Origin of the sequence: Sulfurimonas sp., assembly GCF_023229025.1 — a bacterium.
Lineage (GTDB): Bacteria > Campylobacterota > Campylobacteria > Campylobacterales > Sulfurimonadaceae > Sulfurimonas.
Map to the genome: position 1 here is coordinate 1 of NZ_JALOAA010000053.1, position 10,140 is coordinate 10,140.

General features: G+C 36.0%; 12 protein-coding genes. 3 read left to right on the forward strand and 9 right to left on the reverse strand.

Annotated elements, in window-relative coordinates:
* The first annotated feature begins 479 nt into the window (after positions 1-479).
* Together M0Q20_RS10115 and M0Q20_RS10120 are read left to right on the forward strand one after the other, a co-directional pair.
* On the forward strand, positions 480-1,178 hold the full coding sequence (locus tag M0Q20_RS10115) for a Bax inhibitor-1/YccA family protein (protein WP_295061463.1): 699 nt from the start codon (positions 480-482) through the stop codon (positions 1,176-1,178).
* Complete coding sequence (locus tag M0Q20_RS10120) at positions 1,171-1,578, forward strand: thiamine-phosphate pyrophosphorylase (protein ID WP_295061466.1); 408 nt, start codon at positions 1,171-1,173, stop codon at positions 1,576-1,578. The genes M0Q20_RS10115 and M0Q20_RS10120 overlap by 8 nt, the downstream gene beginning before the upstream one ends.
* 92 nt (positions 1,579-1,670) lie before the next feature.
* Here M0Q20_RS10120 and M0Q20_RS10125 read toward each other — a convergent pair whose 3' ends face one another.
* The 5 genes from M0Q20_RS10125 to soxC form a co-directional block, all read right to left on the reverse strand.
* On the reverse strand, positions 1,671-2,636 hold the full coding sequence (locus tag M0Q20_RS10125) for an MBL fold metallo-hydrolase (protein ID WP_295061469.1): 966 nt from the start codon (positions 2,634-2,636) through the stop codon (positions 1,671-1,673).
* A 125-nt stretch (positions 2,637-2,761) separates the two neighbouring features.
* Positions 2,762-3,055 carry a thiosulfate oxidation carrier complex protein SoxZ gene (soxZ, locus tag M0Q20_RS10130; RefSeq protein WP_295061473.1) on the reverse strand — a complete coding sequence of 98 codons (294 nt, stop codon included), beginning with the start codon at positions 3,053-3,055 and terminating at the stop codon, positions 2,762-2,764.
* Positions 3,056-3,107: 52 nt separating this feature from the next.
* Positions 3,108-3,563: a thiosulfate oxidation carrier protein SoxY gene (gene soxY, locus M0Q20_RS10135; protein ID WP_295061476.1), complete on the reverse strand. Its 456-nt coding sequence runs from the start codon at positions 3,561-3,563 to the stop codon at positions 3,108-3,110.
* Between the two features lie 40 nt (positions 3,564-3,603).
* On the reverse strand, positions 3,604-4,758 hold the full coding sequence (locus M0Q20_RS10140; protein ID WP_295061479.1) for a c-type cytochrome: 1,155 nt from the start codon (positions 4,756-4,758) through the stop codon (positions 3,604-3,606).
* Between the two features lie 14 nt (positions 4,759-4,772).
* The gene (gene soxC / locus M0Q20_RS10145; protein WP_295061482.1) at positions 4,773-6,113 is read right to left on the reverse strand and encodes a sulfite dehydrogenase; all 1,341 of its coding nucleotides are present in this window, start codon (positions 6,111-6,113) and stop codon (positions 4,773-4,775) included.
* Between the two features lie 270 nt (positions 6,114-6,383).
* Here soxC and M0Q20_RS10150 point away from each other — a divergent pair, with 270 nt between their 5' ends.
* Positions 6,384-6,830: an MOSC domain-containing protein gene (locus tag M0Q20_RS10150; RefSeq protein ID WP_295061485.1), complete on the forward strand. Its 447-nt coding sequence runs from the start codon at positions 6,384-6,386 to the stop codon at positions 6,828-6,830.
* Here M0Q20_RS10150 and M0Q20_RS10155 read toward each other — a convergent pair.
* Genes M0Q20_RS10155 through M0Q20_RS10170 form a run of 4 tightly spaced genes read right to left on the reverse strand, consistent with a single transcriptional unit; the run spans position 6,812 to position 9,978 of the window.
* On the reverse strand, positions 6,812-7,504 hold the full coding sequence (locus tag M0Q20_RS10155; RefSeq protein ID WP_295061487.1) for a methyltransferase domain-containing protein: 693 nt from the start codon (positions 7,502-7,504) through the stop codon (positions 6,812-6,814). The two genes, M0Q20_RS10150 and M0Q20_RS10155, sit on opposite strands and share 19 nt — an antisense overlap.
* Positions 7,501-8,298 carry a metal ABC transporter permease gene (locus tag M0Q20_RS10160; RefSeq protein WP_295061490.1) on the reverse strand — a complete coding sequence of 266 codons (798 nt, stop codon included), beginning with the start codon at positions 8,296-8,298 and terminating at the stop codon, positions 7,501-7,503. The genes M0Q20_RS10155 and M0Q20_RS10160 overlap by 4 nt, the downstream gene beginning before the upstream one ends.
* Position 8,299: 1 nt before the next feature.
* A complete protein-coding gene (locus M0Q20_RS10165; RefSeq protein WP_295061493.1) occupies positions 8,300-9,064 on the reverse strand; it encodes a metal ABC transporter ATP-binding protein in 765 nt (254 codons plus the stop codon).
* Positions 9,061-9,978: a metal ABC transporter substrate-binding protein gene (locus M0Q20_RS10170; RefSeq protein ID WP_295061495.1), complete on the reverse strand. Its 918-nt coding sequence runs from the start codon at positions 9,976-9,978 to the stop codon at positions 9,061-9,063. The genes M0Q20_RS10165 and M0Q20_RS10170 overlap by 4 nt, the downstream gene beginning before the upstream one ends.
* Positions 9,979-10,140: the final 162 nt, after the last annotated feature.

Below are 10,140 nucleotides of genomic sequence, written 5' to 3' on the forward strand. Positions count from 1 at the left end.
GCTTTTTGCCATAAACCGCGTGAACAGCTTATGGACTTTTTATATCTATTACTATAGGGATCCAATAAATTGGATTCAAATAGAATAGACGGTTGTTGTTATATTAGTTTGTCTCAAGTAAACTTATAGTGACTAATTTAACTATTTGTATAGCTATATCAGTCTATTTACTTGCTTAGTTTTCAATGATCTCAAACATCCTTAATAAACTTCAACTCGAAGTCCTATTGAGTCCTAAACTTTAGGTCCCTGTGTTTGTGGAGGGGAATTATAGGCAAATCACTCTTAGTTGTCAATAGTTTTTTAAAGAAATTTCAGAAGTTCTCTAGAGTGTTAAGTTTTATGCGTTTTGTTGTTCTTTTTAGCTAATAATAAATCTCTATACTTAGTAATGTTGCTATTTATTAACTCTTTATGTATAAAATTCTTAAACATACAAATATGTAAATCATTTTGTATTACATAGATAAAGGAAGAAAATGGGACTTTACAACCGTGATTATGCGAGAGGAAATGCGTCAACATACAGCACTCAGACTAGAAGTGACACGCAAATTGTATCTTTTGTTAAAGAGACTTACAAGCTTTTTGCTGCTTCTATGATGGCAGGTGCTGTTGGAGCTTACGTTGGTGTGCCGATGGCTGGAACAATTGCTGCCAACTTTTTTCCTCTGCTTATTTTAGAAATTGGGCTCTTAATTGGGTTGCATTTTGTAAAACATAAGCCAGGTATCAACTTAGCGGTAATGTTTGGCTTCGTGTTTATGACAGGCTTAATGCTATCTCCACTGCTTTCACATACACTTGGAATGAACGGTGGTGGAACAATTGTTGGAAATGCTTTTGCCATGACATCTCTTGTGTTTGGCGCGATGAGCTTTTATGCTATTAAGACAACTAAAGATTTTTCAGGGTATGGAAAGCCTCTATTGATAGCTTTGGTAGTTATTATTGCATTTTCAATTATTAATATCTTTTTGGGAAATCCATTAATGGCAATAGCAATCTCAGGAGCTGTTGTTATACTATTTAGTGTATTGGTAGTTTATGATACTCAAAATATAATAAAAGGTGCTTACGAGACACCTATTGATGGTGCTATTGCACTCTACTTAGACTTTTTAAATATTTTTACTTCTCTTCTACACCTTTTTGGTATATTTGGAAGTGATGACTAGTCAACTTCCACCCGAACTTTATCGGGTGGTTGACGCTAATTTAAACCGCCTCAAAGAAGGTATAAGAGTTGTTGAAGATATCGTAAGATACAAAGACAACAACAAAAACATCTCCTCCCAATTAAAACAACTAAGACATAAAGCAAAAATCAAAGAGACATTAGAGTTACTAAAAGAGCGTGACAGCGTAAATGATGTTCTTAGAACTACAATCAAAAGCGAACTTAATAGAGATGATATATCATCGATAATTCTTGCTAACTTCAAAAGAGCGCAAGAGTCAGCGAGAGTACTAGAAGAGCTTTATAAGCTTCATAATATCGAGTATAGTGAGAATTTTAAGCAGATAAGGTATGAGTTATATACGTTAGAGAAATCTATACTAATTAATAATCAATAAAAAGTATTTAATTAAGATATATTTTTTTAAGAAGTGGAAAGCAAGAAGATAAGGTTTGGCTTTATACCAAACCTTAAATAGTTACTATTTTTTTACTCTAGACCCATATCAAACTCTAGATATGCTCTAGTAATATTACTTGCATGAAGCAGATCATAAAGAGCTTTATCTTTAAACTCTTCTAGCGGTACGGCTTCAACGATTCCAGTACTATCAACACCATCATCCATTGCAGCTTCAACTCTCTCCTTTGTTAGAGTAAAATATTGCACAGACTCATCAGTTGCTGTTTTGTCAATAATAAATCCATGTCCTGGAATAAGTGTTGTCCAATCTTTTGAGTTAATAGCCTCAAGAGCAGAAAGTTGTCCCTCAACAGAGCCATCTCTATTTGATGTAATTCTTCCATTCATTACTAAGTCACCTGCTAAAATAACTTTGTTATCAGGCATATATAGGAAATAATCCTCTACAGAGTGCCCCATTCCAACCGGAACATACTCAAGATTTACACCTGCAACTTTAAACTTTATAGTCTCTTTATACCATTTATCGACATGAATAATCTTCGTGCCTCTTATAGCATTTTTAGAGAGCGTCTTAAACATTCTAGAGTCTTCATGACCAATAGGATAGTTCTCGTTTATGGATTCAGGGCCAATGATTTCAGCACCATGTACCTCTTTGTAGTAGTTATTTCCTAACCAGTGATCATCATGTTCATGGCTTAAAATAACATGCTTAACAGGAAGCTCTCCGGCAACTTTACTTACTGCTTCGTACGCTTGCTTAGCGTAGATATAAGATGGACCGGTATCCCATAAAACATAACTATTGTCACCTTTTATATAGCAGGTGTTGACCATGTTTCCGCCATTTTCTCTAGTCGGAATTTCAAGTGCTCCAAAAAAACACCATACATTTTCACTAACTTTCTTCGGTTCAAGATTATACTTAAAGTCAGCAGTTTGAGCTTCGCCTCCAGCATAAGCTGACGTTACAAAAAAAAGCGATGCAGCTGTTGAAGCAAGTAGTGGCTTTATCATTTTGTTTAGCATGATTTTTCCTTTTATTTTTAATTTGTTATTGCATTAAGAGTATAGTTGAAGTGTTACAGAACAAATCAAATTTACTCTTCTTTTAATAATTCTTCCTCCAACCGGAGGAAGAAAAATGATAAAACTTATTTGATTTTGTCTTTATCGCTATTAGTTTCACCTTTGTTATCAACAGTCTCAATAACAATCTCATCACCCTTTTTACCTTGAGTAGTTGTAAACATAAAGTAAGGGTTTTTAGATAGAAATGGTCCTGTTGACGCTTCCCACACAAGTTTACCGTTTATTTTAGCAGTAATGTGCGTAATAAATTCAACTTCCGCTTTTCTTGTCTCAGACTCCTCTTTACCAATCATTGGACTGTCAAGTAACATTTTAACTTCAACAACACCTTTTTTTTCTTTAGCTTTTATTTTCATAATTTAATCCTTTTTTTTATTTTTACTAATATCTGCGTTATTTAGGTTTAAATCAACCTCCACAACCACCGATTGATACTTCTACTTTTTGTACAGCTGAGTACAATTTACCGTCTCTGCCTTTTGCAACAACAGTTACATTAGCAGTTTTTCTCATTTTAATCTTAGTCATAAGATCAACAACAGAACCTTCAGGTAGCTCCATAACCACTACAGCACTTCTTGGATTTGCATCTTGAAATAAAGCAACAGTAGCTAAATCTACTTTAGACTTGATACCGATTGGCACTGCACCACCATTCTCTGCAAGCTTAGGAGCTTTAATCTCTATTTGTCCATCAATTGTTTCTGCTGAACCAAATAGTGCTTCAATAGCTTCTTGAGAAGTAGGAGCTTCCCATGCCTTAGGAGCCGTAGCTCTAAAATCTGTAGCACTTAAGCTAGCTGGTAAAACCGATGCTACAGCTGCTGCTGCTGCACTTAAACTTAAAAATTTTCTTCTTTGCATTTTTTTTCCTTTGTATAATGTTTAGTAAATCTAGTAAGTCTTACTTACTAGATTCTATCATAAATTTAACAATATCTTTGATTTGTTCGTCACTTAAATCCATAGCGCCGCCCTTTGGAGGCATTCCGCCAATACCGTTTATAGAGTTATGGTTAACTCTATCTATGCCTTGCTCCATAACTGTAGCCCAAGCATTTTTATCTCCTAGAGCAGGTGCGCCCATTGCATCTGTTTTGTGACAAACTGCACAAGACTTCTCATACAATCTCTGAGCTTCTGATATAGGTCCTGCATTATCATCTACCGGTGGAAGATCCCTCACAGTAGAGTATGGAGGCTCAACAGCTGTAATCTCGTTTGCAATTCTCATAACAGGCTCTTTACCGCAATCAGTCATACAGCGTGTTCCCACTGCACCAAAGTTTTTAGGTTCAGCAAAAAACTCTCTCATGTTCTCAACACCGTTTTCTCCATCTATATTAGGATAAAAACCATCACGGTTTGGCATTACTATTTTTTTGAAGTTATCTTGATTTAGCTCTTCAATATCTTCACCATCTATTTGAATACCGTTCTCAGCTAATAAGTAAGCTGTCATAGCATACATCTGATCTGGCGTATAGCTTTTTGGGTTTGCATACGGCATAGCATCACGAATATACCAGATAAGCGTACTTGCTTGTGGCCAATATGAGCCAATTGTTCTGTTTGGAGCATCTTTACCCGGACAAGTTCTTTGATTTTTAAGTGACTCTACAGATCCACCTGTCAATGTCGGATAACCTTTACCGCCTGCACCAAACTCACCATGACAAACTGCACAATCTCTGTCGTATAGCTCTTCACCCTCTTCTACTGTACCTGAACCTACAGGCAATCCTGTGCCGTCAGGCATAATATCTGTATCCCAAGCCTCTAACTCATTTTGAGTTGGAGTTCTACCGAAATTAACACCCGCTGTCGACTGCTCATTTATAGCATATGCTGTATATGCTCCACCTTCTCTTTTGTAAGTCACACCACCGTCTAGAGCATCTTTCGTAGGATTATACATACCGCTCGCAGCAGCTTCAACTTTTGCTGAAGAGCTTGTTGCAGTAGTAGTTCCTGAAGCGAAACAGCCCGTAAAAAACAGTGCGCTACTTGCAACTGCTGAAATTCCTAAAATAATTAATTTGCTATTTATTTTCATCATAATCTACTCCCTCCCTACTTTGGACAGTTGTCTGTTCTAACTTGAACATTATGAACTGAACCATCTTGTCTAACTTCCCAAGTACAAATTGAGTTTCTATGATAAACGCCTTCTACACCCATAATCTCTTTTTCTTCTGAAACTGAAGGTTGAACATATCCGGCATCATCTATAGCACGAGATTGAAGCAATAGAGGCTTGCCTTCATATCTGTACATATATGAGAACCTTGTCCATGATTTTGGAAGAACTAATCCTTTAAGACTCGCTTCAACATAGTTGTCTCCGCCATCAAATGATATATCTACTGCCGTAATAGTCCCGTGACCACTCCAAGCAATACCCTCAACTTCTACTAAATCACCTTTTTTAAGGTCTGTCCAAGGTTTTTCAGGACAAGGAGTTGTGATAATTGAGTTAACTTCTAACGGGTAGAAATGCTGAATCGCTTTACCGCTAGCAGTAAGAACCGTATATTTAGAAGTCTCTTCTTTACAATACCATGGCTCTGCACCAAACTCTAAACGCTTTAGCCATTTAACACATAAGTTTGCTTCCCAGCCCGGTAACATTAGACGAACAGGATAACCTTGCTCCGGTCTAATAGCCTCACCGTTTTGAGCCCAAACAATCATTGCATCATCTAAAACTTTCTCAACAGGAACTGTTCTACTCATCTCTGAACCGTCAGATCCTTCAGCTAGCATCCACTTTGCAGTAGGTTTTAGACCGATTTCATCAAGAATAGTTTTTAGACGAACACCTGTCCACTCAGCATTACTCATCATACCTTTTACAAACTGCAACGAGTTGAATTGAGGACCTTTCCACTCAGCAGCACCGTTAGCAGGACACTCCATAAAAAGAATTCTGCTCTCAGACGGATATTTTTTTAACTCTTCTAAAGTTAAAACAATTGGTCTATCAACAAGACCGTGAATCATAAGTCTGAACTTGTTTGGATCTACATGTGCCACACCATTGTGTGTTCTTGTAAAATGTAAACCGTTTGGCGTAATAATACCCTCTAGCTCATGTAGCGGTGTCATTGAGACAGCAGCATGCATGTCTCCACCTGACGAAAGAAGACTTGATGTTCTTCTTACGACATTATGCTCATACTTTGACGGAATACCGTATGGATACTTATTAAGCTCATCACCTAATGTTGTTCCCCACTCCACATGGTGAATAATGTTTTCATCGTCAGCCGATAGCTTAGCAGGTGCTAAGATACTTGTAGCAGCGATTGCACTTACAGAATAAGCAGCTGTTCTTTTGAAGAAATCTCTTCTACTCGATTGCTCTACACTGTTTGTAGTAGTTTCTAAGTTATTTTCAGAAATTTTACTCATTTATCGTCTACCTCCTTCTTCTTTAATCTTGTAGATTTTTATAGTATGCATAGTACAATTTTTTATGCATAGTACAAAATGCAAGACGGAGATTATATATGAAATATAATTAAATTGTCAAGGAGTATTATCAATAATGTAATAATTTTCTCACATTTTTATATTTCTTCACACTTTGTTACAAATTATCTTGACTTATAGTTTTTATAATTGGTAGTAAAATATGTTAGAATTACATAAACATAAAAGTAGTAAAAAGTGGTGAGAGATATGTCAAATATTCAGGTTGGAAAAATTTTAGAACTTTTTATCTCTACAAGAGAGAGCTCTAAGAGAGTCAATAAGCCCGTAGTCGAGCTTGATGAGCTTGGTGCTATAGGGGATAAGTTTTATAATAAGGATAGTAGTCGTTCTATTTTAATTACATCTATAGATAGTTACGATTTAGTTAAAGGTTATGGGATAGATATGCCACATGGATATTTAGGTGAAAATCTTTTGATTGACTTCAACCCATACTCTTTAGCAATCGGCACAAAACTAAAAATTGGTACTGCGTTGCTTGAGATAAGTCAAAACTGCACAATCTGCAATCATCTCTCTACGATAGACAAGCGAATACCTAGGCTTTTAAAAAAAGAGAGGGGTATTTTTGCAAAAGTGATAAAATCCGGAAAAGCAACAAAGGGTGACGCTGTTTATCTTTTAGAGGGGTAGATAAAAGCTACCTCAAACTCCAAGTAGCTTAAAGGATACTCTCGAAGAAGCCTTTTGCTCTCTTTATAGTTTAATATTTTTCTTGCCCCGCTTACACCGCTTCTTTTTATATACTTAAACATATCTCTAGTCGACTCAAATTCAAGTCTATACTCAACAACTTCAAAATCTGCATTAAAATATCTTTTACAAAGCTTCTCTACCTCATCAGAACTTTTGAGTATGGAGTTTATTGAAGCCGTTTTATTTATAGTTTTAAAAGTATTTGATGTAAATATCGCCAAAGCAACAGGAGCATTTAGCCCCTTAATCATGCTAAAAGTCTTATCCAAATCATCTGACCACTGCAGAGCTGAAGCAGAAAAGATGAAATCATATATATATGTAAGCGTCTCTTTAAAAAGTTTCTCATCATTAAAATCTGCACAAAGAAGCTCTATCTTTGATGATTTTGGATGTAGCTCTAGCATCCCCTTTGCAAAATCCACTCCGCAGAAGTGTTCATATTCCCAATCAATTGCTCTACATAGATTTCCGCTTCCGCACCCCAAGTCCAAAATACGTTTTGGTTTTTGCTTTACATGACTGAGCAGTTTTTCTATAACCATGTTTTGTATAATATTATAGTTATTATAGTGTAGTGCTTGTTTTGAAAACTCTGAACTTATCTTCATCGTCTATTTGCAACCAATGAAATAATAAAGATTACGATTATACAAAGCACGATGGTTGCTCCTGATGGAAGTGAAAAGTAAAATGATAATGTCATCCCAAGCAGTACGCTAAGTAGTGAAAACATAAGAGAGATAAGAACAGTTTTTAAAAACCCTACTCTAAACTGAAGTGCTGCAATAGTAGGGATAATCATAAGAGCACCTATAAGAAGGCTTCCTACTACTCTTATGGAGAGTGCAATAATGATTGCAACAACGCTTACAAGTAGAAAATTTAAAAAGTTCACTTTTATACCGCTTGTTTTTGCTACTTCTTCATCATACGCTATAAAGTAGAACTCTTTTGAAAAAAAGAGCAGAGTCGCTAATGATATAGCTCCAAAAACCCCGATAACGACAATATCATTACTGCTAACCGAGAGTATTGAGCCAAAAAGATATGAAAATAGTGAGTTGTTAAATGCTCCGCCAAGGGAGACAATAATGATTGCAATGGCTAGGGAACCTGAGAGTAAAATAGCAAGAACGGCATCACTATAAAGCGCAAACCTGCTTCTTAAATACTCAATCAACCAAGCGGAGATAACTGCAAATACTACAGCTGACCATAAAGGATTATACTCTGCAACAAGTCCGATAGCAACTCCAAGAAGAGCCGAATGAGCCAATGTCTCACCAATTAGGGAGTAGCGTTTTAAAACTACAAAGGTTCCACTTATAGAAGCTAGTACCGCAATGATTATACCGGCTAAAAAAGCTCTTTGCATAAAGTCGTATTCAAACATCTCTAACATTTTAATGCTCGTGCTTATGAACATGAAGAAGGTGTGCGTCTATTCCATATAGTTCGCTCATCTCTTCGCAGCTCAGTGCTTGTTTTGGGTTATTGCAGACTGTAGCTTTTTGATTTATCGTAAAGAGCCTTGCTATATCATCTGCAATAACGCCTATATCATGTGTTATAAAAACAATAGTAATGCCCTCTTTTTTATTTAACTCTCTTAAAAGGGCATAGAAATTTTTTTGTGAGGCTACATCTACGCCTGTATTTGGCTCATCCAAAATCAATATCTCCGGCTTTGAAGCAAGAGCACGGGCAATCATAACTCTTTGTCTCTGCCCTCCTGAGAGTGTTCCCACCATCTTATCTTTTAGCTCTAATATATCCATCTTAAGCATTGCATCATTAACAAGCTGCATATCTAGCTTACTAAAAGTTCCAAATATACCTCTTTGTGATGTTATGCCCATTTTTACAATATCTAAAACGGTAGCCGGAAAAGAGCTATCTATTTGCGCGGCTCTCTGTGGAACATACCCTATCTTATGCCACTCTTTAAAATTTGATAATTTTTTACCATAGATTCTAACCTCACCGCCTGTAGGCTTCTCAAGTCCTAAAAGCATACGGATAAGTGTTGTTTTACCGCCTCCGTTTGGACCGATTATAGCGATATATTCAGAGCAAAAAATCTCCAAAGATATATTTGATAAAATAGTTTGACCCTTAACAACAAAGCTCAGGTTTTTAATATCAAAAATAGGAACTACAAATTTCATCTGCACTTCAAAGCTTTAGCTATTTTTTTCAAATTTCTTCTCATTATCTCTTCATAACTAAGATTTTCTCTTGCCTCATCAGCGGTAATATTGCCAAGAGGTTGAAGCACGTCAACTTCTACATTTGCCTCTTGCGCTATACTTTTCATCGCTTTATCGCTGAGAAAACTCTCAAAAAATATGACAGGAGTTTTATGCTCCCTTACATGCTCTATCAATTTTATCATATTTTTTCCGCTTGGTTGAGCCTCTGGGGAGAGTCCGCTAAGGGCTTCTACATTAAAGTTGTAGCGCTTAGATAGGTAAGAAAAAGCGTTATGATTTACGATAATTGTATCTAGTTCGCATGCCAAAAGACTCTCTCTATACTCTTGGTCTAATTTTTTTAACATTTTTATATATGTATCTCTATTTTTTTCATATAACGCTCTGTTATTTGGAAATAGCAAAATTAACTCTTTTGTAATTTGCTCCGTTGCAAGCATCATGTTTTGAGGGTCTTGCCAATAGTGTGGATCAACACTGCCATGTTTGTGGTGAGTGTCATGGTGCCCTGAGTGATCTTCATCTTCACACACCTCTATAAGCTTCACATATCTACTTACATTAAGCGCTCTATTTTTAAACTCAAACCCATCTATCCAAGGCTCTAGGGAAGCGCCGTTGTAAAGAGTTAAATCACTTTTTAATATCTTTACTACATCCCTTGGTGTCGGCTCATAGCTGTGAGCATCCACTCCGAAGGGAAGAATCATAAAGGTATCTGCACTATCACCGACAATGTTTTTTGATATATCGTATAAAGAGAATGTACTTGTAGCAATAGTTGGCTTTTTATCTAAGTTTTTAGCGTAAACATAGGGCAATGATACAAAAAGTAAAATAATTATGAGAAGTCTGTTTTTAAAATTCATTAATTTTTCCGAATATTTTTTTGAAATTATATCTTATTTTGCAACAATTAGTTTTTTTGGGTATAATTCGCCACTTTTAAAACTCAGGATATATATAATGACAACTAGTTTTCTACTTATTGTTCAAATAATTTTAGTTATAGTGCTTATAATAGCAGTACT